This window comes from Pseudomonas sp. PDM21 (genome assembly GCF_014852505.2).
Classification (GTDB): Bacteria; Pseudomonadota; Gammaproteobacteria; order Pseudomonadales; family Pseudomonadaceae; genus Pseudomonas.
The window spans coordinates 4,189,780-4,212,244 of record NZ_CM181223.1 but is presented as its reverse complement, the minus strand read 5'-3'; the positions used below and the strand labels follow the sequence as shown (position 1 = coordinate 4,212,244).

The window sequence follows — 22,465 nt, the reverse complement described above, 5'->3', positions numbered from 1 at the left end:
TGTTCTGGACCCCAGGTTCCTGAGTGGGGTTCAGAACAAGTGGCTCAGGTCGTGGGATATTTCCGGCGAATCTGCATGAAACCTTCGTGGCCAGCCTCTATAGTGCGCGGCCAAGGAGACACCCCGATGAATACCCTCTTACTGCATTGCCGTCCGGGCTTCGAGAACGAGGTCTGTGCCGAACTGTCCGAGCACGCCGCGCGCCTGGACATCCCCGGCTACGCCCGAGCCAAGCCGGCCTCTGCCTACGCAGAGTTCATCTGCATGGACGCCGATGGTGCTGACCGCCTGATGCGCCAGCTGCGCTTCCCTGAGCTGATCTTCCCGCGCCAGTGGGCGCGTGGTAACGGCTTCACCGCACTGCCGGAAACAGACCGCATCGGCGCGATCCTCGAAGCCCTCGCTGGCTTTGCGCAATGCGGCAGCCTCTGGCTGGAGGTGTTCGACACCAACGACGGCAAGGAGCTCTCGACCTTCTGCCGCAAGTTCGAGAAGCCCCTGCGCGCCGCCCTGGTGAAAGCCGGCAAGCTGGTGGAAGACCCCAGCCTGCCGCGCCTGCTGCTGACCTTCCGTTCCGGCCGCGAGGCCTTCATCGGCATTGCCGAGGCGCGCAACTGCGCCATGTGGCCCATGGGCATCCCGCGGCTGAAGTTCCCCCGCGAGGCGCCCAGCCGTTCGACGCTGAAACTGGAAGAGGCCTGGCACCATTTCATTCCCCGCGCCGACTGGGACCGCCGCCTGGCGCCGGACATGCTTGCCGTGGACCTGGGCGCATCGCCCGGCGGCTGGACCTGGCAGTTGGTGAACCGGGAGATGCGCGTCGTCGCCGTGGACAACGGGCCGATGGCGGAGAATCTGATGTATTCCGGGCTGGTCGAGCACCAGCGCGTTGACGGTTATGCCTTCCGTCCGCGCCAGCGCATGGACTGGATGGTCTGCGACATCGTCGAGAAGCCCGCGCGAACCGGCGCGATGATCGAAACCTGGATCGGCGAGGGGCTGTGCCGCGAGGCCATCGTCAACCTCAAGTTGCCGATGAAGCAGCGCTACGCCGAGGTGCGACGCATCCTCGACCGCCTGGAGGAGTCCTTCCGCGAGCGCGGGCTCAAGGTGCAGATCGGCTGCAAGCAGCTCTACCACGACCGCGAGGAAGTGACCTGCCACCTGCGCCGCATTGAGAAGGGCGAGCGCTAGCGACGCGCAACTGCCCGGTCACGCCACCCGACCTTCGGTGACTTGCCGCGCCGCCCGGCATTGCCCATGCTGTGCGGCGCGAGATCTTCCGGAGACCTTCGTGAAGCGAAAGTTGCCCTCCCTCCTGGGCAGTTACAGCCGCATGCTGTTGCCACGCCGTGGCCTCGGCCAGGGCGAGCGCGTGCCCTACCTGGCGATGGACAGCCGCACCCTGAAATTCGACCTGCGCCACCTGCGCGCCTACCGCCAGCATTTCGGCCTCGACCCGACGCTGGGCGTGCCGCTGCTCTATCCGCAAGTCATCAGCCTGCCGCTGCACCTGCGCCTGCTCAGCCGCTCGCGCATGCCGCTGTCGGTGGTCGGGCTGATCCACCTGCGCAGCCATATCCAGCGTTACCGCCTGCTCGAAGAGCACGAGCCGCTGCAGTTCGACTGCCGCATCCTCACCAGCCGCCGCAGCGAGCTGGGCCTGGAGGTGGATGTGGTCACCGAGGCCTGGCACCACGACATGCTCTACTGGCAGTCGATCACCACCTACCTGCGCCGGGGCGACTTCCTCGATGGCGGGAGCGAGCCTGATCCGCTGCCCGAGCGTGCCCAGTGGCACACCCTGGAAGCGCCGGTGCATTCCGGTGTGCAGTGGCGCGTGCCGAAGATCGTCGGCTGGCGCTACGCTGGGCTGAGCGGCGACTTCAACCCACTGCACCTGTCGCGGCTGATGGCCTCGCACTATGGCTTCGGCAAACCCTTCGCCCACGGCATGTGGGGCCTGGCGCGCAGCCTGACTGGCCGCCGCCTGGCCGAGAACGTGCGCCTGGACGCGCACTTCAAGGCGCCTTTGCCGTTGGGGAGCCAGGTGAAGCAGGTGTACCGCCGCTTGGGCAAGAAGGAACAATGGGCGCTGCTGCCCGCCGAGGGCGATGGTCAGCCGATGCTGCTGGCGCAGCTGGACGAAGCGCCGGACGGGCCTTTGCGCTGAGGGTCCGCTCCTTTGTAGGAGCGGGCCATACCCGCGATCGCGTCCATGGGACGCTCCTACAGGGAGCCCGCGACTCGTGGTTGCAGCGGGATGAGGTTGGGCAGTTGTACTTCGCCCTGCAGCTCTACCGGCGCAATCCGCCAGGAACTGTTGAACAGGTACTGGTCGCTGAACCCGCTCACCAGCAATCCGATTTCATCCCCCGGCGCGAGGCTGGCGCTGACGGCGTTCAGTCGCGTGCTGCCCTGGTTCGCCAGCGGTTTCACCTGTTCGTCCAGGCGTCGGGTGCTGCCATCGGCGCTGCGGATCGCCAGAGCGGCGAACAGCTGCGCGTCGGGGCGCTCCGTCAGCGGCCGGTTCAGGCGTACTTCGGCGCTGCCGAGCAGGGCGCTGTGTTCGCTGACGCGCTGCAAGGGGATGAACCTTGAAGGTTGCAGCAGGCCGCTCACTGCCGGGCGGATGGCGGTGCCCGGCAATGCCACGGTGGGGCCGGGAGCCGGCAGATCATCCAGCGCCACGCCCTGGTCAAGATCGAGGCTGATACACAGGTCCGGCACACCGTCGGCGGCGCCGGGGCGCTTGCGCAGCTTTTCCTCGTACCAGGCGACGATGCCGGTGTAGAGGTTGATCGCCCGCGAGCCGCAGTGGATCACCGGCTCGTTGTTGAACGGTGGCAGTCCGCTCCAGGCCTGCAGCGGCGGCGGCAGGATGTGCCCGCCCTGCATGCCCAGCAGGCGCACGTCCGCTGGGCCCTGTTTCAGGCACTGGCGGATCTGCAGGCCCTGGTCCAGCGGGAACAGCGTGTCGCGCAGACCCTGGATCAGCAGGGCATCGGCGTGGGGCAAACGGCCGGCCGCGCAATAGCTGGCAAGGCTGTTGGCATGCAGTTCCGCCTGCACCGGTGCAGCCATGCGCCCACCGGTGGTATGCAGGTAATCGGCCTGGACGAACTTGCCCAGGTCGTAGCCGGTGGCCAGCCCCAGGCTCACCAGCACGCCGCCCCAGCCGATCTTCAGCTGGCCATCCGGTGCCAGGGCATCGGCCAGGTCGTACCAGGTGGCGATGGGGACGATGGCATCGATGCGCGAGTCTTCCGCCGAGGCCAGCAGTTGCACGGCGCCGCCGTAGCTTTCGCCGAGCATGCCGACGCGCGGATCGTTCGGGCCGTCCATTGTCAGCCGCGCCAGGTGCGTGGCGGCCCAGTCGATCACCGCGCTGGCGTCCTGCACCTCGAACTGCGGGTTCATCATCTCGATGCGCCCGTCGCTGCCGCCCCAGCCGCGCTGGTCGTAGCTGACCACCCAGAAACCGGCCTTCCAGGCGCGCAGCGCGGCGCGGCCGGACATCATGTTCTTGCCGTAGTATCCATCCGGACCGGTCACCCGCCAGCCGCCCCAGCCGTGGGTGTGGACGATCAGCGGGGCGTTTTCGCCGGCCTTGAGCGCCGGTTGGAACACGGTGGCGGAGAGCTTCGTGCCGTCGCGGGCGGTGATGACGGCCTCGAACCAGGTGGCCGGCAGGTCTTTGCCTTCGCTGGTGTTGAAGTCGGGGACCTGGTCGCGGGCGGCGCAGCCGGCGAGCAGCACGAGGCACAGGCAGAGGAGGGTGCGCATCGACATTCCGTTGTGGGGGAGCGAATACGCCAGCATGCCCGGCGCCCGCCGCGCCCACCCCCAACCAAGGTTCGGTGACCCGGACGGACGCAGGGTGACCGCACGGTGCGCTTTGCGCGACAATGCGCCATTGGTTTTTCTGGAGTTACGCGATGTCCCAGCCTGTCGATGCGATTCTCGACGCCACCGGCCTGAACTGCCCCGAGCCGGTCATGATGCTGCACAACAAGGTACGCGACCTGCCGGCCGGCGGCCTGCTCAAGGTGATCGCCACCGACCCGTCCACCCGCCGCGACGTCCCCAAGTTCTGCGTCTTCCTCGGCCATGAGCTGGTGGAGCAGCAGGAAGAGGCGGGGACCTACCTGTACTGGATTCGCAAGAAGGCGGAGTGATCTGCCGGGCCACTGCGTGCCCAATTTGCAGGATGACTATTGCGTAGGATGGGTGGAGCGGAGCGATACCCATGCTGTGTGCGCAGGAAGTCAGTGGGTATTGCTGCGCTCCACGCCATCCTGCGTGGAGCCTCCATGGGGCGATGTTCGCGGGGCTGGGCGGCGCATAACGTCGAACGTTATGCGCCCTGCTGTCAGCTCCCCGCTGGGCGCGCTGCGAGCCTCTGGGCGATCATCCGCCCGATCAGCGCGACGAAGGTCAGGGCGATCAGCACCACCGAAATGGCCGCCACGGCCGGGTCGATGTTGTCGCGCAGGCCGGACCAGATCTGCCGGGGCAGGGTGTTCACCTCGGTGCTGGTGACGAACAGGGTCACCGCGATCTCTTCCCAGGAGAGCGCAAAGCACAGCAGCGCCGTGCTCGCCACGCCCAGCTTGAGGTTCGGCAGCACCACCATGAAGGTGGTCTGCCCCAGGCTCGCGCCGAGGTTGCGCGCGGCCAGTTCGATGCGCCGGTCCAGTTGGCTCAGTGCCACCAGCATGGTCACCACACCGTAGGGCACCACCATCACGATGTGCGCGATGGTCAGGCCGAACAGGGTGTCGTAGCCCAGGCTGGGGGCGAACTGGCTGACCTTGGTTTCCATGAAATACAGAACCATCGCCGAGATCATCGGCGGGATCGCCATGGGCAGCAGCACCAGGCCGATCAGCAGGGTCGCCAGGCGCGAGCGCAGATACCAGATGCCGAGGCTGAAGCTCACCGCCAGCGCGGTCGCGATGATGCAGGTGGCGGTGGCGACCATCAGGCTCTGGCCGATTGCCGAGAGCCATTCCGGGCTGTCCAGCAGCGCCTGGTAGTGGCGCAGCGACCAGTTGCCGTTGGGCATCGAGAGGAAGCGCTTGCTGGTGAAGGACACCGGGATCACTGCCAGCAGCGGGAAGACCATGAAGATCATCGCCATGGTCGCCAGCAGGCGGCTGGGGGCTTTGGTTTCGTGTGCGTTCATCGTTGTGTCCTCAGCCGACCAGCTTGTCGACGCGGGTCATGCGCAGCAGCGCCCAGATCATCCCGCTGACCAGCGCCAGCAGCACCACCGAGAGCGCGGCGCCCAGGCCCCAGTTGCTGGTCTGGAACATCTGCAGGTAGACGTACTCGGCCACCATCACGGTCTGTCCGCCGCCGAGGATCGCCGGGGTGATGAAGAAGCCCAGGCAGAACACGAAGACGATGATGAAGGCGCCGAGGATGCCGGGAATGGTCTGCGGCACGAAGATGCTCCAGAAGGTGCGCATCTGCCCGGCGCCCAGGCCGCGCGCGGCCAGCAGCACGCGCGGGTCCAGGCGGCGCATGGTCGACACCAGCGGGAACAGTGCGAAGGGCACCATGAAGTGCACCATGCCGATCACCACGCCCATCTCGTTGCGGGTGAGCTGCAACGGCTCGCTGGTGATGCCCAGGTACTGCAGCCAGTCGTTGAGCAGACCGTTGCTGCGCAGGGCGATCAGCCAGCCGAAGGCGCGTACCAGCACCGACAGCCAGAACGGGATGAATACGCAGATTTCCACCACGCGCTGCCAGAACGGCGGGCTGTAGACCCAGCAGTAGGCCATCAGGTAAGCGATCAGCAGGGAGATCACGCTGACCGTGGTGCACAGGCGGAAGGTCCGCCAGAGCACGTCGTGGATCGCCGGGTCCGTCATGATCCGCTGGTACTGCTCGATCCCCGGCTCCGGCAGGGTCACGCTCCAGCCGAGCACGCCGAGGAAGGGCAGTACGTAGAACACGATCAGAACCACCGGCAGCGGCAGCAGCAGGGCGCCCAGCTTGAGCCGCGAGGGGGCGTTATCGGCCATGACCTGCGCTCCGCGTCACTTGGAAATGTGGGTCAGGTACTGCTCCAGGGTCGCCGCATAGTGGTCGGTGTACCACTCGTGGCTGAGCATCACCTGCTTGGGCAGGTTGGACGGATCGGTGCAGTTCAGGTGCTTGCGGTCGTCCGGGATCAGCGCGGCGGCGGCGGGGTTGGCCGGGCCGTTGCCGAACATCTTGAACAGCTCGACCTGGGACTGCGGGTCCTGGGCGTAGGCGATGAACTTCATGGCCGCCTCGGTGCCAGCCGGGTTGCCCTTGAGCACGCCCCAGTTGCTGCAGCCCAGCAGGGCGTTGTCGAAGGTCCACTTGATGCGGCCTTCGCTGTCCTCGGTGATCACCTGGGCGCGGGTGTTCCAGATGGCGCCCATGGACACTTCGCCCTCGATCAGCAACTGCTGGGTCTCCGCGCCCGAGCCCCAGAAGGCCAGCACGTGGGGCTTGAGCTCCTCGATCTTCTTCATGGCACGAGCCACGTCCAGCGGGTAGAGCTTGTCCGGCGCCACGCCGTCGGCCAGCAGCGCGGCCTCGAGCATGCCGTTCATCCACTTGTAGAGGGTGCGCTTGCCGGGGAAGGTCTTCACGTCCCAGAAGTCGGCCCAGGTCTTGGGCGCCTTGTCGCCGAAGCGCTCGCTGTCGTAGGCGATCACGTAGCTGAGCATGTAGTCGGCGATGCCGTATTCGTAGGCGAAGCCGGGCAGCACCTTGTCCTTGGAGACGACGTTGTAGTCGATGGCCTGCACCAGGCCTTCCTTGCCCAGGTTCTGCAGGATCGAGCTTTCCGCGTCGACCACGTCCCAGCTCACCCGGCCGCTGGACAGCTGGGTGCGGATGGCGCCTTCGGTGGGGCCGCTGCCGTCGATCTTCACCGGGATGCCGGTGGCCTTGGAGAAGCCCTCGGTCCAGGCCTTGCCGAACGCCTTGATGGCGTCGCCGCCCCAGTTCACCACCACCAGCGGCTTGTCGCCGGCGGCGAAGCTCACGCCGCTGCGCAAGGCCAGCGGCAGGGCAGCCATCAGGCCCATGCCCTTGAGGAAGGTGCGGCGGTCGATGTGCCCGCGGCGGGTCTTTTCGATGAGGACTTCGATGCAGTCTTGCTGGTGAGGATTGAACATGGGTGCAGCTCCCGATCAGGTGGGATGGCGAATAGGGGACGAACGCGTTCGGCGACTCAGGCGATCAGCAGGCTTTTCTCGATGGGCCAGCTCAGCCAGACCTTGGCGCCCTGTTCCAGGCGCGAGGCCTGGTGGTCGGCATGTACGGCCAGGCTCATCGGTTGCTTGCCCTCGCTGCCGGCACCCAGGCACAGCTCGGTGCTGGCGCCCTGGTAGGTCTTGGCGGTGAGTACCGCCTGCACCACGTTGTGGCCGTTCACCTGCGGCGGCACGCTATGCAGTTGCATGTGTTCCGGACGCACGGCCAGCAGCGGTGCTTCGGCCTGCACGGCCGGGGAGTAGCCGGCGCGCAGCTCGGCCTCGCCGAAGCGTCCGCAGGCCAGCTCGCCGGCGCGGCCCACCTGGCTCAGCGGGAACAGGTTCATCTTGCCGAGGAACTCGGCGACGAAGCGGTTGCTGGGCTGGTTGTAGATGGTCTGCGGGTCGTCGACCTGGGCCAGTTGGCCGCGGTTGAAGATGGCGATGCGGGTGGACAGGGCGAGGGCTTCGTTCTGGTCGTGGGTGACGAAGACGAAGGTGGTGCCGACCTGGCGGTGGATGCGCTGCAGTTCGGCCTGCAGCTGCTCGCGCAGGTTCTTGTCCAGTGCCGAAAGAGGTTCGTCGAGCAGCAGCATGTCTGGCTCGAACACCAGCGCCCGGGCGATGGCCACGCGTTGCTGCTGGCCGCCGGAGAGCTCGCCGGGGCGCTTGCCCAGGTGCTCGCCGAGGCCTACCACGTCGAGCATGTGGCGTACGCGGCGGTTGCGCTCCTCGGCCTTCACGCCACGGATCTTCAGCGGGAAGGCGACGTTGTCCTCGATGCTCATGTGCGGGAACAGGGCGTAGCCCTGGAACACCATGCCGAAGTTGCGCTTTTCGGCGGGGCGCCGGGTGATATCGGCGCCGCCCTCTTCGAGCTTGCCGCGAGACGGGTCCTGGAAGCCGGCGAGGATCATCAGGAAGGTGGTCTTGCCGGAGCCCGAAGGCCCGAGGAGGGTGAGGAACTCGCCCTGCTGGATGTCGATGGACACGTTGTCCAGCGCGTTGAAACTGCCGTAGCTCTTGCCGATGCCGATGGCACGTAGTTGGGGCTGTCGCTCCACTGCACTTACCTCGATTTCTTGTTCTTGTTCGAGCGGCCGCCGGGTGAGGATCGGGGTAAAAATCAGCGGCCTTTTTTTAATGCAGTATTGTTAAATCTCTCTCCGCATCAATCGCGTTTTTTTGCCCTCATTGTTCGAAATCATTCACCTATCACGGCGCTCCGGCCGCTGTGGCGGAACTGCTCGGACATCCGCAACTCGGCCTTCATCCAGGCCTTGAAGGCCCGCACGTCGGGGCGTTCGGACTTGGCCGGGTCGGTGACGAAGTAGTAGCGGTTGGGCGGCTCGATGGCGACGTTGAACAGCCGCACCAACTGCCCCTTGGCCATGGCGTCGCCGCTGACCAGCGCGTCACCCATGGCCACGCCTTGTCCGGCGATGGCCGCCGACTGCACCAGGTGCGCGTCGGAGAAGACGATGCCGTTACGCACGTTGAGGTTCTTCACCCCGGCGGCGGCGGTCCACAGCAGCCAGTCGGAGTGGTCGACCATGTGCAGGAAGGGCAGGCTGGCGAGGTCTTCCGGCGAGTCGAGGCCGCCGACGGAGTTGATCAGCGACGGGCTGCACACGGGAAAGGTGTCCAGGGTGGCGATCAGGTCGACGTGCAGGTCGGTCCAGTCGCCGACGCCGTAGGCGATGAACAGGTCGACGTCGCGGTCGCTGACGTCGTCGGGTACCCGCGGCGAGACCAGGTTGAGCTCCACCTGCGGGTGTGCGCGCTGGAACTTGCCGATCTGGTGGCACAGCCAGTAGGTGGCGAATCCGGGCGTGCAGCTCACGCACAGGCGGCCGGAGACTTCCTCGGCATTGGCGAAGCGCCGCGCCTCGTTAAGGATCGCCAGGGCGCGCTGGGTCTCGCGGGCGAAGCATTCGCCGTGGTAGGTCAGCGCGATGCCGCGGCCAACCCGCTCGGTGAGCGGGATGCCCAGGCAGTCTTCCAGGCTGTGCAGCTGGTGGCTGACGGCGCTGCGGGTCAGGCTCAGTTCGCTGGCCGCACCGGACAGGCTGCCCAGGCGGGCAACGGCGTCCAGCACGCGCAGGGCGGTCATCGAGGGGAAACGCATGGCTCACTCCAATTTCGAAGTGGAGCCTTTATCCCTGAGCGGGGCGGTGGTGTCGAGTGGCTGCGGGTACGGGCGGAGAGGGTGGGTGTTTCAGGGCGTTTCGCTTGGCGCCTGCAGCGGGCGCCCTGCTGCGACGGATGCTCACTTGTAGGAGCGGGCCATGCCCGCGACCAGACTGGCCCCCGCACCTGCTGCACGGCGAAGCACGAACGTAGGATGGCGTGGAGCTTGCGATACCCATCGATGACCGGGCACCGGCAGCATGGGTATCGCAAGCTCCACCCATCCTACTTAGGCGTTTGCCGGCGAAGACACTGGAATGCGGTTCGCGAGCAAGCTCGCTCCTACAGGTTGACCTCGAGGCCTGGTGTCAGCGCAGCTTCTCCATCATCTGGTAGTACCACATGCCCGCGGCCAGCATCGGGTTGCCGAACACGTCGCCCATGGGCACGCGGATGTGCTTGCACTGGGCGAAGGTGTCGAACTTCTCCAGGTCGCCGGTCATCGCCGTGGCCATGATCTCGCCCATGATGTGGGTGGTCGCCACGCCGTGGCCGGAGTAGCCCTGGCAGTACCAGACGTTCTCCGACAGCTTGCCCAGCTGCGGGATGCGGTTCATCACGATGCCCATGGCGCAGCTCCACTGGAACTCGATGTCCACGCCCTTGAGCGCCGGGAAGGTGCGCTCGATGCATGGGCGCAGCTCGCCGGCGATGTCGCGGGAGTCTCGGCCGGAGTAATTGGCGCCGCCGCCGAACAGCAGGCGGCCGTCGCCGGTCATGCGGTAGTAGTCGAGCACGAAGCGGCAGTCGTAGACCGCCAGGTCCTGCGGGTTGATGCGCTTGGCCAGCTCGCCCAGCGGCCTGGTGGTGACGATGCCGCCCATGGCCGGGAAGATCATGCCCTTTAGCTGCTTGCGCTCCAGCTTGTGGTAGACGTCGCCGGCGAGCATCACCTGGGCTGCGTTGATCCGTCCGCCGGAGGTGACCACTGCCGGACGCGGGCCGTGGATGATATCCAGCACTTCGGAGTGCTCGAAGATCAGTGTGCCCAGGCTGGCGGCGGCCTTGGCTTCGCCGATGCACAGGTTGAGCGGGTGCAGGTGCATGTTGCGGGTGTTCTTGATGGCACCGCAGTACAGGTCGCTTTCCAGATGCGCGCGCACGCCGGCGCCGTCCAGCAGGCTGATCTCGTCGCCCATGCCGCGACGCTTGGCGTCGTCGAAGGTAGCCTTCAGTTCGTCCATGTGCGACTGCTTCATCGCCGCGTGCAAATGGCCGAACTTCAGGTCGCACTGGATGCCGTACTTCTCCACGCGGCTCTTGATGATCTCGTGGCCGCGCCAGCGCAGGTGCCAGATGAAGTCGTCGACGTCGTCGCCCAGCCACTGGCGCATCTGCTTCTCCATGGCGGAGTCGCCCGAGAGGCTGCCGGTGACCTGCCCGCCGTTGCGCCCGCTGGCGCCCCAGCCGACCTTGTTGGTCTCGACGATGGCGACCTTGTAGCCGCGCTCGGCCAGCTCCACGGCAGTAGCGACGCCGGTGAAGCCGCCGCCGATGATGGCGATGTCGACGTTTACCTCGCCCTGCAGCGTGGGGTAGCTGGTCTCTTCGTTGAGGCTCGCGGAGTAGTAGGACTTCGCGCGCTCGGGGGCGGGAGTGGCGGGGTTAACAGCGGCGTTCATTGCGGTGTTCCTTTCTTGTTCGTTCGTGTGGCCTGCCTCCCTCACCCTAACCCTCTCCCAGAGGGAGAGGGGACTGATCGGAGCAAGCTTAGATGTCTGGTTTTTGCCGGGCGTTTCAGTGAGCGGGAAGCTCATCTCGGCACATTCGGCTCCCTCTCCCTCTGGGAGAGGGTTGGGGTGAGGGGCTTTTTAGCGATCCTCGAATACTCACGCCTGCGTCAGATACCAGCGCCAGTCCTGCTCGCCGACCTCGCCCATGAACTGGCGGTACTCGGCCTGCTTGACCTTCAGGTAGACGCCGAGGAATTCGTGGCCCAGCGCATCGCGCGCCCAGCTGGAGCGCTCCAGCGCGCGCAGCGAGGTCAGCCAGTCGGTGGGCAGCAGTTCCTTGGCCTGGGCGTAGCCGTTGCCTTCCACCGGTGCGCCCGGGTCGATCTCCTCGCGGATGCCGCGATGGATGCCGGCGAGGATGGCTGCGGCGGCCAGGTAAGGGTTGGCGTCAGCGCCACAGATGCGGTGCTCCACGTGCCGCGTGTTAGCCGGGCCGCCCGGCACGCGCAGGCTCACGGTGCGGTTGTCGCAGCCCCAGGTCGGCGCCAGCGGTGCGTAGCTGTTGGCCTGGAAGCGGCGGTAGGAGTTGGCGTTGGGGCAGAACAGCAGCAGTGAGTCGAGCAGGCTTTTCAGCATGCCGCCCACGGACTGGCGCAGCAGCGGAGTGCCCGCCGGATCTTCACTGGCGAAGAGGTTGTTGCCCTCGGCGTCGGCCAGGGAAACGTGCATGTGCATGCCGGTGCCGGCCAGGTCGTCGAACGGCTTGGCCATGAAGCACGCCTGCATGCCGTGCTTGTGCGCCACGCCCTTCACCAGGCGCTTGTAGCGCACGGCCTGGTCCATGGCGACCAGCGCATCGCCGTGCTCCAGGGTGATTTCCACCTGGCCCGGTGCGTACTCGGAGATGGCCGTGCGCGCCGGAATGCCCTGGGCCTTGCACGCGGCATAAAGGTCGGCGAGGAAGGGTTCGATCTGCTCCAGCTCGCGCAGGCCGTAGACCTGGGTGGCACGCGGGCGGCCACCGTCGGCGTCCAGCGCTGGTTGCGGGCGGCCATGGGCGTCGCGCTTGGCGTCCAGCAGGTAGAACTCCAGCTCGCAGGCCATCACCGGGTGGTAGCCGGCGGCCTTGAGGCCGTCGATCACATGGATCAGTACATGGCGCGGGTCGGCGATATCCGCCGGCTTGCCTTGTTCGGGATGCATGCTGACCTGCACCGCCGCCGTGGGAATCTGCCGCCAGGGCAGGCGCACCAGGCTGCCTTGCAGCGGGTAGGCGCGGCAGTCGATATCGCCAACGTCCCAGACCAGCCCGGAATCCTCCACATCCTCGCCATGCACGGTGAGGCCGAGGATGGTGCTGGGCAGCGGCCGGCCGGACTGGTACACGGCGAGCAGTTCCTCGCGGTGCAGCAGCTTGCCGCGCGGCACGCCGTTGGCGTCGAGGATGAACAGCTCGACCATCTCGATATCGGGGTTCTGGGCCAGGAAATACTGGGCTTCTTGCACAGAGGCGAAATTCATGGGGCTCTCGTTAGTATCCACGCGGATGCGCTGACGACCTGCAGGCCAGGGCCGCACCGAGGGGCACGGGATTGAAGGCAGGCAAGCGATGCAACGGGCTACGTCTTGTTCGATGAAAAGCGTTGGCCGTGATGAGCCGAGCTCTTCGATGAATGTAGCTCCGTCGGGCGAAGTCGGGCGGGGTGCCCGGTCAGCGAGAGGTATGGTCGGGCGGGCGCGCGTGGCGGCAATGCCAGAGCGCCCAGAAGGCCAGTTCCAGAGGCAGGGTCAGCGGTTGCAGCTCGAGCCAGCGGGCATGTTTGCGCGGCAGGCGGACAGCGCTGCCGGCCTTGCGGGCGGCGACGGGTTCCAGCGGTGCGGGCGAAACGAGCAGGTGCATGTCGAAGGATTTGGCTGACGATTTCCGCAGACTCGCACGGCGTATGGGTTTGTTAAATGTGATTTTCACGACGTTTGGATTTGCAAAATCGAAACTGAATGCTCGTTGCTGATCGGCATGAAGGCCATTCCAGAGCCTTTGCGTTGCTCTTCGCGCACCTCGTCGAAGCACTCGTAGCGCTCGCCGTGTCTGCCCTAGACTGGGGCAATCAGCGTCCGCCACGGGCCCGTCCATGTGCCGCATCGTCTTCGCCCCATCGATCCAGCGCCATGTTCCCATCGAGGAGCGCGAGTTGCCGGCCGTGACCCTCGCCGGCGCGCTGGAAGCGGTATTTGTCGAAGCGCCGAAATTGCGCGGTTACCTGCTCGACGACCAGGGGGGGCTGCGTCGGCACCTGACGATCTTCATCGACGGTCTGCGCCTGCGTGACCGTGCCCGCTTCAGCGATGCGCTGGCGGCGGACAGCGAGGTCTACGTGGTCCAGGCCCTGAGCGGCGGTTGAGGGCCAGGCGGCATTTGAGGAGAACACAATGGATGATCGATTGCTGGTGGCGACCCGCAAGGGGCTGTTCACCTTCCAGCGTGGCGCGGACGGCTGGCAGGAAACCCGTCGGGACTTCATTGGCGAGCCGCTGAGCACGGTGCTCGCCGACCTGCGCGATGAAACCCTCTACGCCGCCCTCAACCTCGGCCACTTCGGCTGCAAGCTCTGGCGTCAGCGTGTCGGCGAGGGCTGGCAGGAGATCGCCGTGCCGACCTACCCGCCGCAACCCGATCCGCTGCCCGCGCCCCAGGAGGGGGAAGCCCCGCCCGCGCCCTGGGTCCTGCAGCAGATCTGGTGCCTGGAGATTGGCGGCGCCGCCGAGCCCGGCGTGCTCTGGGCCGGGACTATTCCCGGCGGCCTGTTCCGCAGCGACGATGGTGGCGATAGCTGGCAGCTCAATCGCCCGCTCTGGGACCGCCCCGAGCGCTCGCGCTGGATGGGCGGCGGCTACGACTGGCCGGGCATCCACTCGGTCAGCGTCGACCCGCGAGACAGCCAGCACCTGACCATTGCCGTGTCCTGCGGTGGCGTCTGGCAGAGCGACGATGGCGGTGCCAATTGGCGCCTCACCACCAGCGGCATGTACGCCGACTACATGCCGCCGGAGCTGCGCGAGGAGGGCGCCATCCAGGACCCGCACCGCCTGGTGCACTGTCCCGCGCAGCCGCAGCGCCTGTGGGTGCAGCACCACAACGGCATCTTCACCTCCACCGATGGCGGCGCGCGCTGGAGCGACGTGCAGGTCAAGCCGTCGAGCTTCGGCTTCGCCGTCGCCGTCCACCCGACCCGGCCGGACACCGCCTGGTTCGTCCCCGCGGTGAAGGACGTCTGCCGGATTCCGGTGGATGCCCGTTTCGTCGTGACCCGTACCCGTGATGGCGGCGCCAGCTTCGAAGTGCTCGACAGCGGCCTGCCGCAGGGCGCGGCCTTCGACCTGGTGTACCGCCACGGCCTGGCGGTGGACGACGATGGCGTGTGCCTGGCCATGGGGTCCACCACAGGCGGGCTGTGGCTGTCGGAGAACGGCGGCGATCACTGGCAATGCCTGTCGATGAACCTGCCGCCGATCTACTGCGTGCGCTTCGGCTGAGCCTTGCGCCTGGCCTGTTCGCGCACCTCGCGCGGCTTCATGCGGCGATCGAAATAGTTGATCGCGGTGCCGAACACGACGATGGCGATCAGGATGGTCAGGCCGATGTGCGTGGCATCCATGGGGTTCTCCTTGAGGGGGCGGATTACAGCGCCTGGCCGCGCCGCTTGAGTTCCAGGCGGCGGATGAATTCCTCCAGCACCTGGCGGTAGAGGTTGTCCCTGAGGCAGGCGTCTTCGATGCCGGCGTCGAGGTTGGGGTTGTCGTTCACCTCGATCACCACCACCTCGCCGTTCGCCTCCTTGAGGTCCACGCCATACAGGCCGTCGCCGATCAGGCTGGCGGTCTTCAGCGCCAGTTCCACCACGGCGGGCGGCGCGCTTTCCACCGGCAGGGTGCGGCATTCGCCAATCACCTCGCCGCCAGCCTTATGCTCGACGATCTGCCAGTGCCCGCGGGACATGAAGTACTGGCAGGCGAACACCGGCTTGCGGTTGAGGATGCCGATGCGCCAGTCGTACTCGGTGTAGAGGTACTCCTGAGCGAGCAGCAGCACCGAGTGCTCGAACAGTTCGGCGCTGACGCTGCGCAGTTGCTGGGCGTCCTCGACCTTGTAGACGCCCCGGGAGAAGCAGCCGTCGGGAATCTTCAGCACCAGCGGGAAGCCCAGCTGTGCACCGACGCGCTCCAGTTCCTGAGGGTTGTCCTTGTAGAGGATTTCCGTGTCCGGCATGCCCAGGCCCTGGCCGCGCAGCAGGTCGGTCAGGTAGACCTTGTTGGTGCAGCGCAGGATCGAAGCCGGGTCGTCCATCACGATCAGTCCCTCGCGTTCGGCCTTCTTGGCGAAGCGGTAGGTGTGGTCGTCGACGCGAGTCGTCTCGCGGATCAGCAGCGCGTCGTACTCGGCCAGGCGCGCGTAGTCCTTCTTCTCGATCAGGTCGACGTCGATGCCTAACTGCCGGCCGACGCGGACGAAGTTCTGCAGCGCCGCAGCATTGGACGGCGGCAGGCTCTCCGCCGGGTTGTGCAGGATGGCCAGGTCATAACGCGCCAGCCGCCGCGAGTTGGGCTGGCGCCAGACGCGCCGGCTGAAGCGGTCGAGGGCGTCGGCGAACTGGTCTTCCTGTTTCTCCCGCAGCTTGTGCAGGGCGCCGGGGCGAACGCCGGCGATATGCCAGGCATCGGTACGGCGGAAGTCCACCAGCAGGATCGGGCAGGGGAAGGCCTCGAACAGCTGGCGGGCGATGGGTTGCAGCGGCTCCAGGTCAGTGCGGCCGAAGTACAGGCGCAGGGTGAAGCCGTCGGTGCTGGCGCAGGGATGCTGGTCGAGGGCTTTCTCCAGGGTTTTTTCCAGGCCGTCCAGGGCTAGCCCGTAGAGGGATTTCTTCGCCAGTTCGCTGATCGTGCGTACCGATGGGATCACCTTGTGCCCGCGCGCCTCGGCGAGTAGCGAACAATAATAACCGTGGCCCAGGTATTTATAGTTTCGACACAGGTTGATCACTTGGAAGCGTTTTCCCGCATCGAGCTGGCGGGAGTCTTCCAAGTATTCCCGTGCGCTCAGCATATCTTCGCTGGGAATATACGAAGCCCAGTCTTCCTTGCGCTCGACGATGATCAGGACCTGGCTGGAACGGGCTGAAGGCGGCTCCGCAGAGGTGTCGGTGACAGCCTGGAGGGAACTTGCATTCAACTTTTCATGGAAGTTAGTGTGTAGCGAAGACATTGTTCACGGACCTGTCTGGAAGTTGCCGTGTGTCTATTAAGCAGCAACTTCTGGAAATGTCCCGATTCATGACGAAAGTTTTACGGAGTACCCATGCCGCTGTTATATCGCCTTGCCACCCGTGCCGATTTAGCGGGTCTTGTGGCGCTGGAGGAGGGCACTTTTCACCAGGACCGTCTGAGTGCGCGCAGCTTTCGCCAGTTGATCGCCGCGCCGAGTGCCGAGCTGATCGTGGCGCAGGAGGGCAACGAGTTGCTCGGTTACGCTTTGCTGCTGTTTCGCCGGGGCACGAAGGTGGCACGCCTGTATTCGCTGGCGACCTCGCAGCAGGCTCGCGGCAGGGGACTGGGCAGCGGATTGCTGGAACAGGCGGAGCGTAGTGCCGCGCGGCACGGTTGCAGGGCGTTGCGGCTCGAGGTGCGCGTCGATAACTGCGTCGCCATTGGGCTCTATGAGCGGCGTGGCTATCGCCGCTTCGGCCGGATCGCCAATTTCTACGAAGACGGCGCCGATGCCTGGCGGTACGAGAAACCGCTGATCTGATGAAGGGGGAGGGGCTGGTCAGGGTGCGGAAAACAATCTATAAAAATATAGATTGTATATTGGTAGATCGTCCCCATGACCGCCACCACGCTCGAACCCGCCGACGCCCTGCGCCTGCACCAATCCGCTGAATCCGCCTGCCAGTTGCTCAAGGCGCTGGCCAACACCGATCGCCTGATGCTGCTCTGCCAGTTGGCCCAGGGCGAGCTGAACGTCGGCGAGCTGGAAGCCTGTACCGGCATCACCCAGCCTACCCTGTCGCAGCAACTGGCCGTGCTGCGCCGCGAGGAGCTGGTGGAGACCCGCCGCGATGGCAAGCAGGTCTACTACCGCATTGCCAGCCAGCAGGCACTGGCGGTGATCGAGACCTTGTACCGGCTGTTCTGCGCGGAGCAGGCGAGATGATCGACTGGGCTCATTTCACGCCGTGGAGCGCGCTGGCCGGCGGCGCACTGATCGGTCTTTCGGCCGGGCTCTATGCCGTGCTCGATGGCCGCGTCGCCGGTATCAGCGGCTTGCTCGGCGGGTTGTTCAACAGTGCAGGCTGGAAGGGCGAAGGATTGTTCTTCCTGATCGGGATACTCGCTGCCCCGCTGTTGTGGACGGTGCTGCATCCGCTGCCGGAGATCCGTTTCGAGGCCGGCTGGATGACGCTGGCGGTGGCGGGCCTGCTGGTCGGCGTTGGCAGCCGTTTCGGTTCCGGCTGCACCAGTGGGCATGGCGTCTGCGGTTTATCGCGGCTGTCCGGCCGCTCGCTGGTAGCGACCCTGTGCTTCATGGGGACCGGCTTTGCCACCGTGTTTGTCGTGCGCCATCTGCTGGGGAGCGGAGCATGAGCCGCATCGTCGCGTTGCTGGCCGGGCTGCTGTTCGGTTTCGGCCTGCTGCTGGCCGGCATGGCCAACCCGGCCAAGGTGCTGGGGTTCCTCGATCTCGCCGGGGCGTGGGACCCGTCGCTGGCGCTGGTGATGTTCGCCGCCATCGCGGTTGGTCTACCGTTTTTCACTTGGGCGCGGCGGCAGCATCGTTCGCTGCTGGGCGGCCTGATGCAGCTGCCGCAGCGCCGTGAACTGGATGGCCGACTGATCGGCGGCAGCCTGCTGTTCGGCGTTGGCTGGGGCATTGCCGGCATTTGTCCGGGGCCGGCTCTGGTGACCTTCGCTGCCGGCTACTGGCAGGGAGCGCTGTTCTGCATCGCCATGCTGGTGGGGATGGCGGGCTACGAATGGAAAATCGAGACCAGGAGGAGACCCACATGAGCGCCACCATCCAGCACTTCTTCGATCCCGCCACATCCACCTACAGCTATGTAGTGGCGGATCACAGCACCGGGCGCTGCGCCATCATCGACCCGGTGCTGGACTACGATGCCGCCGCCGGCCGCGTTGGCAACGCCGGCGCCCGCCAGATACTCGAGTACGTTCGCGAGCAGGCGCTGACGGTGGAGTGGCTGCTGGAAACCCATCTGCATGCCGATCACCTGTCCGCCGCCGCCTGGCTCAAGGGCGAACTGGGCGGCCGGCTGGCCATCGGATCGAGCATCGCCCAGGTTCAGCGCACCTTCGCCGGCCTGTTCAACCTGGATGAAGATTTCCCCTGCGACGGCAGCCAGTTCGACCATCTGTTCGAAGATGGCGAGTGCTTCAGCATCGGCGAACTGCAGGCCCAGGCACTGCACACGCCCGGCCACACGCCGGCCTGCATGACCTACCTGGTCGGCGATGCGGCGTTCGTGGGTGACACCCTGTTCATGCCCGACTACGGCACTGCCCGGTGCGACTTTCCCGGCGGCGATGCACGGCAGTTGTACCGCTCGATCCAGCGACTGTTCGCCTTGCCGGACGAGACGCGGCTATTCCTGTGCCACGACTACCTGACTGCCAAACGCGATCACCATGAATTCGAGACCAGCGTGGCGCGGCAGCGCCGGGACAACGTGCACGTGCATGAGGGAGTGAGCGAGGACGCCTTCGTCAGCATGCGCGAGCAGCGCGATGCAGGGCTGCATGCGCCGGCGCTGATCTGGCCGTCGATCCAGGTGAACATGCGTGCGGGCGAGCTGCCGGAGACGGAAGCCAACGGCGTGCGTTACCTGCGAATTCCGCTGGACCGCCTGTGAAAAAAGCCGCCCCGAAGGGCGGCAAGCACCGAGGAAGATGGTTCCCCGCGCAGGGCGCGGGGAGGGTGGATCAGAAGCGCCAGTCCAGCGACAGGTTGCCCGACACCGAGTTGTAGCCGGTGCGGAACAGATCACTGGCAACCCCGGCGCCGATGTCGACGTTCTCGCTGAGCGAGTAGCGGATGTTGCCGCGCAGGCCCATGGAGTCGCGGTCCATGACGGTGTTCTTGCTGCGGAACGACGAGCCCTGGTAGGTGGCGAAGGTCGCGTCCTGGATCAGGTCGGTGTTCAGCAACTCATGGTTCCAGGTGACCTGGCCCTCGGCCTTGATGGCGCGGCCGCCTTCCAGCGGGAAGTTCATCGCGCTGTTCAGGCCGACGCTGGAGCGCAGCGAATCGAACTGCTGGGACTTCAGCTTCAGCGCGGAGCCATCGGCGCCTTTCTCGTGGGTGCCGTCGCGCCACAGGCTGGTGTAGGTCAGGGTGGCGATCGGACCCAGGCTGACGTTCTCGTTCAGCTGGAAGCGATAGCCGCCGCCGCCGACCACGGACGCGCTCTTGCCGGTCCAGTCGGCCTTGTTGCGGGCCGAGTAGTCGTCGAAGTCGATCTTGCGCTTGAGTTCGCCGTTCTCGTAGCCGACGCGGGCGCTACCCAGCCAGTAGGTGCCGGCCATCGGGTCGAGTGCGTAGCGGACGTGTGCACCCAACTCCAACGCCGTGGTATCGCCATCGCCGCGCTGCGGGTCCTTCAGGCTGAGGTTCTGCTTACTGGCGGCGCCATGCAGGCCAACGATCAATGCGCCGTCGCTGGAGGCGGCGGTTTCCGCACCGAAGATCACGCCGTAGCTGTCGGTGGTGTAGCCCACGGCATCGTGATCGCTGTTCTGCCGGGAATTGCCGCCGAAGGGCTGGATGAAGGTCTGCCACTCATCGTCACGCAGCTTGCCCGGTTCGCGGGCGCTGATGGCGTCGGCCACTTGCTGCTCGCGCTGCAGCGAACTGGCCATCATGGCGCTGTAGGCGGACGGGGAGAGCTGCTCCAGCGCCCTGGCGATGGTGCTGCCGTCGGGGTTGGAGAAGTCCAGCGCGGTGTACAGGTTCTGGCGGTCGGTGCTGGCCGGCGAGGAGGTGGTTTCGCTCAGGGCTTCACCGACATTACGCCCGTTTTTGCTCGTGGCGTACTGGCTGTAAGCATCGCTGGTGCGGTTGAAGCTCAGTAGCTGGCTGCCGTTGATTTGCGGAGTGGCCAGCAGCGACATAGTCGGCGAAATAGGCGTGGCCTGCACTTCGTCGAAGGCGCCGGTGGTGGAGTTTGCCGCCAGCAGTTGGCTGGAGCTGATTTTCCATTGCGGCGAGTACCAGCCACGCTGCGGCGAGACGGTCAGGCGACCGGCGAGGTCGGCGTTGCCCTTGACCACCAGGCTGTCGTGGGCGCCCTTGTCGTTGACCTCCACCAGCAATTGGCCGGAATCGGTCTGCTGGTAGTTGCCGTCGACGGTGATGCTGCCGATGGAGTTTCCCGGTGCGACGGTGCCACGGTTGACGAACGAGCCGTCTTCGTTGAGCTTGAAATAGCCGTTGCCGGCCAGCGTTGCGCCTTCAGCGACTTCCATGCTGTAGACCTGGTTGTGCCCGCCCAGGGAAGTGACGCCGCCACGCAGGTTGAGGGCGAAGTTGGTGATGCCTTGGATGTCGCCGTTGTAGGTCATGCGGAAGTTCGGGTCGGCCTGGTTGGTGGCGCGGCCCTGACTATCGGCCAGGCGACCGAAGGTCAGTTGGGTCAGGCGCTGGTTACCGTTGTCGTCCTCCTGGTCATAGGCGGAAAGGATATTGCCTTCGAGCTTCGCGCCGGACAGCACGTTGAGGGTATTGACCAGGGCGTTGCTGGAGATGGAGATGGCCGCTGCCTTGCCGGCCAGGCGACCGCTGATGTCGACGTTGTCGACCAGGGCGCCTTCGAGCTCCGGGAGCAGGTCGGAAGGACTGCCATCTTCAGTGCGAATGAACGATCCGCGATACTCGCTCTTGTTGCCCACTAGATTGTTGCCGAAGTTGAATTCGGCCGCGATGCCCTGATCGCCCAGCGCCTCGACATCACCGCGCTGGATGAAGTTGTGGTCCATGCCGTAAGCGAAGAGCACGCCTCGACCGTTCAAGCCGTCGGCATGAATGCGGGTGCCGGGTTCTACTATTAGGGTGTTGCCTTCGCCGTCGATTCGCACGCCGGCGGCCCCGGCGCCACGGGTCAGCAGGTTGGCCTGCTGGAAGATCAGGTTATTGTTGCCGTAAACGTGGAGCCCCAAGCCCATCAACGTGTTGCTGTAGGCGCCAACCAGGTAATCGGTGCCTTCGGCATTGCGCTGGTAATAGCCGTGCTGGTTGTACAGAGTCTGGCCGTCGCCATACACCGAATAGCCGAAGAAATTGCGGCGGTCGATCTGGTAACCCAGGTCCTGCAGGGCCGCCAGTTCCGCCTCCATGAAGGTGGTGTAGTTGCGATAGTTCTGGTGGCTCATCAGGCTGTTCTTCAGCTCGATATGGGCCATGTAGTCAGTGTCGATGGTGCCGTCCAGGCTCAGTATCCGCACGGGAACGCCGGGCATGGCGCCAGCCAGGACTTCATCCACATGCTTGCCTGTGACGTAACCGTTGTCCTGGCGCAGATCGAAGCCGGCGGGGTCATAGGGGGTGGCGCAGACCGAGCAGAGTACGGCCTGGCCCGGCTGCGCCGGATTGCCATTGTCGTCCCGCATATGCTCTTCCCAGGACCCCAACGAGGATTGGAAATAGGGGGTTTTGGAACCGCTGCCATTTTTATCGGCAACGTAAGTGGTGACTCCCAGTCCATGCGCCAGTTCGTGGAGTGCCGTGGCGCTGAGATCGAAGTTGGTTGAGCGCGGCTGCTGGGAGGGTAGGTAGGCGATCGAATCGTAGGTGAGCCCGTTGCCCATCTGGAATTGCGCATGGGACCCATAGTCCAGCGACTTGACCAGATCGTTCCGCCCGATGAGGGCTGCCTGAACAGCGGTGAGTGCGCTTGTCTCGGTAACCTGGACCGAATCGCTGGCGCCGCCGGCATTGTCCTCGTTATTGGTCCCCACGTTGACCACGGCAATGGGCGCACCCGGAGCCGGCCGGATCACTGTCGCCCAATACTCGATGGCTTTCTGAATCTTGCTCTTCTGGTCGCCGCTGAGATTCCATGTTGATACTTGCGCGGTGTCCCCGTCGGTCATGTAGGGGCCGTCGCCTACATCGAAGAAGCGCGTTTCGAAGACGGGAACGCCCTGTGGGCCGTAAGCCAGTCGGGACTCCTGGGCGCACAGCGAGAAGCTGGCGGCGGCCAGGGAGATGGCCAGTGAAACTTTGTTTCGGCTGAATGCCTGGGTTCTTTTCACGTTTAACTCCTGTCAGCTAGTACCTGCCAGCGCGTCATGG

21 protein-coding genes and 1 pseudogene are annotated in these 22,465 nt (G+C 65.6%); 10 read left to right on the top strand and 12 right to left on the bottom strand.

Going from position 1 to position 22,465, the window contains the following annotated elements; genetic code table 11:
• Nucleotides 1-126: 126 nt before the first annotated feature.
• Nucleotides 127-1,194, top strand: a complete 1,068-nt coding sequence (gene rlmM, locus IB275_RS19205) for a 23S rRNA (cytidine(2498)-2'-O)-methyltransferase RlmM (RefSeq protein WP_192294938.1) — start codon at nucleotides 127-129, stop codon at nucleotides 1,192-1,194.
• A 100-nt stretch (nucleotides 1,195-1,294) separates the two neighbouring features.
• Nucleotides 1,295-2,173 carry a MaoC family dehydratase gene (locus tag IB275_RS19200; RefSeq protein WP_192294937.1) on the top strand — a complete coding sequence of 293 codons (879 nt, stop codon included), beginning with the start codon at nucleotides 1,295-1,297 and terminating at the stop codon, nucleotides 2,171-2,173.
• Nucleotides 2,174-2,229: 56 nt separating this feature from the next.
• Here the strand turns inward: IB275_RS19200 and IB275_RS19195 are convergent, their stop codons facing one another.
• Nucleotides 2,230-3,786: an alpha/beta hydrolase gene (locus IB275_RS19195; RefSeq protein WP_192294936.1), complete on the bottom strand. Its 1,557-nt coding sequence runs from the start codon at nucleotides 3,784-3,786 to the stop codon at nucleotides 2,230-2,232.
• Nucleotides 3,787-3,938: 152 nt separating this feature from the next.
• On the opposite strand from IB275_RS19195, the gene tusA reads away from it, so the two are divergent.
• On the top strand, nucleotides 3,939-4,178 hold the full coding sequence (tusA, locus tag IB275_RS19190) for a sulfurtransferase TusA (RefSeq protein WP_192294935.1): 240 nt from the start codon (nucleotides 3,939-3,941) through the stop codon (nucleotides 4,176-4,178).
• Between the two features lie 194 nt (nucleotides 4,179-4,372).
• Here the strand turns inward: tusA and IB275_RS19185 are convergent, their stop codons facing one another.
• The 8 genes from IB275_RS19185 to IB275_RS19150 all read right to left on the bottom strand — a co-directional run bounded on the left by IB275_RS19185 (nucleotide 4,373) and on the right by IB275_RS19150 (nucleotide 13,007).
• Nucleotides 4,373-5,188 carry an ABC transporter permease gene (locus IB275_RS19185; RefSeq protein ID WP_192294934.1) on the bottom strand — a complete coding sequence of 272 codons (816 nt, stop codon included), beginning with the start codon at nucleotides 5,186-5,188 and terminating at the stop codon, nucleotides 4,373-4,375.
• Nucleotides 5,189-5,198: 10 nt separating this feature from the next.
• Complete coding sequence (locus IB275_RS19180; RefSeq protein WP_081518539.1) at nucleotides 5,199-6,035, bottom strand: ABC transporter permease; 837 nt, start codon at nucleotides 6,033-6,035, stop codon at nucleotides 5,199-5,201.
• A gap of 15 nt (nucleotides 6,036-6,050) precedes the next feature.
• Nucleotides 6,051-7,166: an ABC transporter substrate-binding protein gene (locus tag IB275_RS19175; RefSeq protein ID WP_192294933.1), complete on the bottom strand. Its 1,116-nt coding sequence runs from the start codon at nucleotides 7,164-7,166 to the stop codon at nucleotides 6,051-6,053.
• 56 nt (nucleotides 7,167-7,222) lie between these two features.
• The gene (locus IB275_RS19170) at nucleotides 7,223-8,308 is read right to left on the bottom strand and encodes an ABC transporter ATP-binding protein (RefSeq protein ID WP_081518537.1); all 1,086 of its coding nucleotides are present in this window, start codon (nucleotides 8,306-8,308) and stop codon (nucleotides 7,223-7,225) included.
• Nucleotides 8,309-8,448: 140 nt separating this feature from the next.
• Nucleotides 8,449-9,372 (bottom strand): LysR substrate-binding domain-containing protein, encoded by a 924-nt coding sequence (locus tag IB275_RS19165; protein WP_081518536.1) that lies wholly within the window; start codon nucleotides 9,370-9,372, stop codon nucleotides 8,449-8,451.
• 370 nt (nucleotides 9,373-9,742) lie between these two features.
• On the bottom strand, nucleotides 9,743-11,056 hold the full coding sequence (locus IB275_RS19160; RefSeq protein ID WP_192294932.1) for an NAD(P)/FAD-dependent oxidoreductase: 1,314 nt from the start codon (nucleotides 11,054-11,056) through the stop codon (nucleotides 9,743-9,745).
• Nucleotides 11,057-11,263: 207 nt separating this feature from the next.
• Nucleotides 11,264-12,628, bottom strand: a complete 1,365-nt coding sequence (locus IB275_RS19155) for a glutamine synthetase family protein (protein WP_151187641.1) — start codon at nucleotides 12,626-12,628, stop codon at nucleotides 11,264-11,266.
• A 190-nt stretch (nucleotides 12,629-12,818) separates the two neighbouring features.
• A complete protein-coding gene (locus tag IB275_RS19150; RefSeq protein WP_192294931.1) occupies nucleotides 12,819-13,007 on the bottom strand; it encodes a hypothetical protein in 189 nt (62 codons plus the stop codon).
• 232 nt (nucleotides 13,008-13,239) lie between these two features.
• Here IB275_RS19150 and IB275_RS19145 point away from each other — a divergent pair, with 232 nt between their 5' ends.
• Both IB275_RS19145 and IB275_RS19140 read left to right on the top strand, forming a co-directional pair.
• The gene (locus tag IB275_RS19145) at nucleotides 13,240-13,509 is read left to right on the top strand and encodes a MoaD/ThiS family protein (protein WP_192294930.1); all 270 of its coding nucleotides are present in this window, start codon (nucleotides 13,240-13,242) and stop codon (nucleotides 13,507-13,509) included.
• Between the two features lie 28 nt (nucleotides 13,510-13,537).
• Nucleotides 13,538-14,641: a WD40/YVTN/BNR-like repeat-containing protein gene (locus IB275_RS19140; RefSeq protein ID WP_192294929.1), complete on the top strand. Its 1,104-nt coding sequence runs from the start codon at nucleotides 13,538-13,540 to the stop codon at nucleotides 14,639-14,641.
• Here the strand turns inward: IB275_RS19140 and IB275_RS19135 are convergent.
• Entirely contained in the window at nucleotides 14,620-14,763 is a 144-nt protein-coding gene (locus IB275_RS19135) for a hypothetical protein (RefSeq protein WP_192294928.1), read from the bottom strand. The genes IB275_RS19140 and IB275_RS19135 overlap by 22 nt on opposite strands.
• A 23-nt stretch (nucleotides 14,764-14,786) precedes the next feature.
• Nucleotides 14,787-16,277 (bottom strand): annotated as a pseudogene (locus IB275_RS19130) (RimK family ATP-grasp domain-containing protein); the annotation flags it as partial.
• 183 nt (nucleotides 16,278-16,460) lie between these two features.
• Here IB275_RS19130 and IB275_RS19125 point away from each other — a divergent pair.
• The 5 genes from IB275_RS19125 (at nucleotide 16,461) to IB275_RS19105 (ending at nucleotide 19,028) form a co-directional block, all read left to right on the top strand.
• A complete protein-coding gene (locus IB275_RS19125) occupies nucleotides 16,461-16,910 on the top strand; it encodes a GNAT family N-acetyltransferase (protein ID WP_192294926.1) in 450 nt (149 codons plus the stop codon).
• Nucleotides 16,911-16,985: 75 nt separating this feature from the next.
• A complete protein-coding gene (locus IB275_RS19120) occupies nucleotides 16,986-17,315 on the top strand; it encodes an ArsR/SmtB family transcription factor (protein ID WP_081518528.1) in 330 nt (109 codons plus the stop codon).
• On the top strand, nucleotides 17,312-17,746 hold the full coding sequence (locus IB275_RS19115) for a YeeE/YedE family protein (protein ID WP_192294925.1): 435 nt from the start codon (nucleotides 17,312-17,314) through the stop codon (nucleotides 17,744-17,746). The genes IB275_RS19120 and IB275_RS19115 overlap by 4 nt, the downstream gene beginning before the upstream one ends.
• Nucleotides 17,743-18,168 (top strand): DUF6691 family protein, encoded by a 426-nt coding sequence (locus IB275_RS19110; RefSeq protein WP_081518526.1) that lies wholly within the window; start codon nucleotides 17,743-17,745, stop codon nucleotides 18,166-18,168. Before IB275_RS19115 ends, IB275_RS19110 begins: the two co-directional genes overlap by 4 nt.
• Nucleotides 18,165-19,028 (top strand): MBL fold metallo-hydrolase, encoded by an 864-nt coding sequence (locus IB275_RS19105; protein ID WP_192294924.1) that lies wholly within the window; start codon nucleotides 18,165-18,167, stop codon nucleotides 19,026-19,028. Before IB275_RS19110 ends, IB275_RS19105 begins: the two co-directional genes overlap by 4 nt.
• Nucleotides 19,029-19,098: 70 nt before the next feature.
• Here the strand turns inward: IB275_RS19105 and IB275_RS19100 are convergent, their stop codons facing one another.
• Nucleotides 19,099-22,425 (bottom strand): autotransporter outer membrane beta-barrel domain-containing protein, encoded by a 3,327-nt coding sequence (locus IB275_RS19100; RefSeq protein WP_192294923.1) that lies wholly within the window; start codon nucleotides 22,423-22,425, stop codon nucleotides 19,099-19,101.
• Between the last annotated feature and the right edge of the window lie 40 nt (nucleotides 22,426-22,465).

Excerpts from the sequence above, each read along its gene's own strand:
- IB275_RS19175 (WP_192294933.1), bottom strand. The coding sequence starts at position 7,166 with ATGTTCAATCCTCACCAGCAAGACTGCATCGAAGTCCTCATCGAAAAG.
- IB275_RS19155 (WP_151187641.1), bottom strand. The coding sequence starts at position 12,628 with ATGAATTTCGCCTCTGTGCAAGAAGCCCAGTATTTCCTGGCCCAGAAC.
- IB275_RS19195 (WP_192294936.1), bottom strand. The coding sequence starts at position 3,786 with ATGCGCACCCTCCTCTGCCTGTGCCTCGTGCTGCTCGCCGGCTGCGCC.
- IB275_RS19115 (WP_192294925.1), top strand. The coding sequence starts at position 17,312 with ATGATCGACTGGGCTCATTTCACGCCGTGGAGCGCGCTGGCCGGCGGC.
- IB275_RS19120 (WP_081518528.1), top strand. The coding sequence starts at position 16,986 with ATGACCGCCACCACGCTCGAACCCGCCGACGCCCTGCGCCTGCACCAA.
- IB275_RS19145 (WP_192294930.1), top strand. The coding sequence starts at position 13,240 with ATGTGCCGCATCGTCTTCGCCCCATCGATCCAGCGCCATGTTCCCATC.
- IB275_RS19185 (WP_192294934.1), bottom strand. The coding sequence starts at position 5,188 with ATGAACGCACACGAAACCAAAGCCCCCAGCCGCCTGCTGGCGACCATG.
- IB275_RS19160 (WP_192294932.1), bottom strand. The coding sequence starts at position 11,056 with ATGAACGCCGCTGTTAACCCCGCCACTCCCGCCCCCGAGCGCGCGAAG.
- IB275_RS19110 (WP_081518526.1), top strand. The coding sequence starts at position 17,743 with ATGAGCCGCATCGTCGCGTTGCTGGCCGGGCTGCTGTTCGGTTTCGGC.
- IB275_RS19125 (WP_192294926.1), top strand. The coding sequence starts at position 16,461 with ATGCCGCTGTTATATCGCCTTGCCACCCGTGCCGATTTAGCGGGTCTT.
- IB275_RS19150 (WP_192294931.1), bottom strand. The coding sequence starts at position 13,007 with ATGCACCTGCTCGTTTCGCCCGCACCGCTGGAACCCGTCGCCGCCCGC.
- IB275_RS19135 (WP_192294928.1), bottom strand. The coding sequence starts at position 14,763 with ATGGATGCCACGCACATCGGCCTGACCATCCTGATCGCCATCGTCGTG.
- IB275_RS19140 (WP_192294929.1), top strand. The coding sequence starts at position 13,538 with ATGGATGATCGATTGCTGGTGGCGACCCGCAAGGGGCTGTTCACCTTC.
- IB275_RS19180 (WP_081518539.1), bottom strand. The coding sequence starts at position 6,035 with ATGGCCGATAACGCCCCCTCGCGGCTCAAGCTGGGCGCCCTGCTGCTG.
- tusA (WP_192294935.1), top strand. The coding sequence starts at position 3,939 with ATGTCCCAGCCTGTCGATGCGATTCTCGACGCCACCGGCCTGAACTGC.
- IB275_RS19105 (WP_192294924.1), top strand. The coding sequence starts at position 18,165 with ATGAGCGCCACCATCCAGCACTTCTTCGATCCCGCCACATCCACCTAC.
- IB275_RS19165 (WP_081518536.1), bottom strand. The coding sequence starts at position 9,372 with ATGCGTTTCCCCTCGATGACCGCCCTGCGCGTGCTGGACGCCGTTGCC.
- rlmM (WP_192294938.1), top strand. The coding sequence starts at position 127 with ATGAATACCCTCTTACTGCATTGCCGTCCGGGCTTCGAGAACGAGGTC.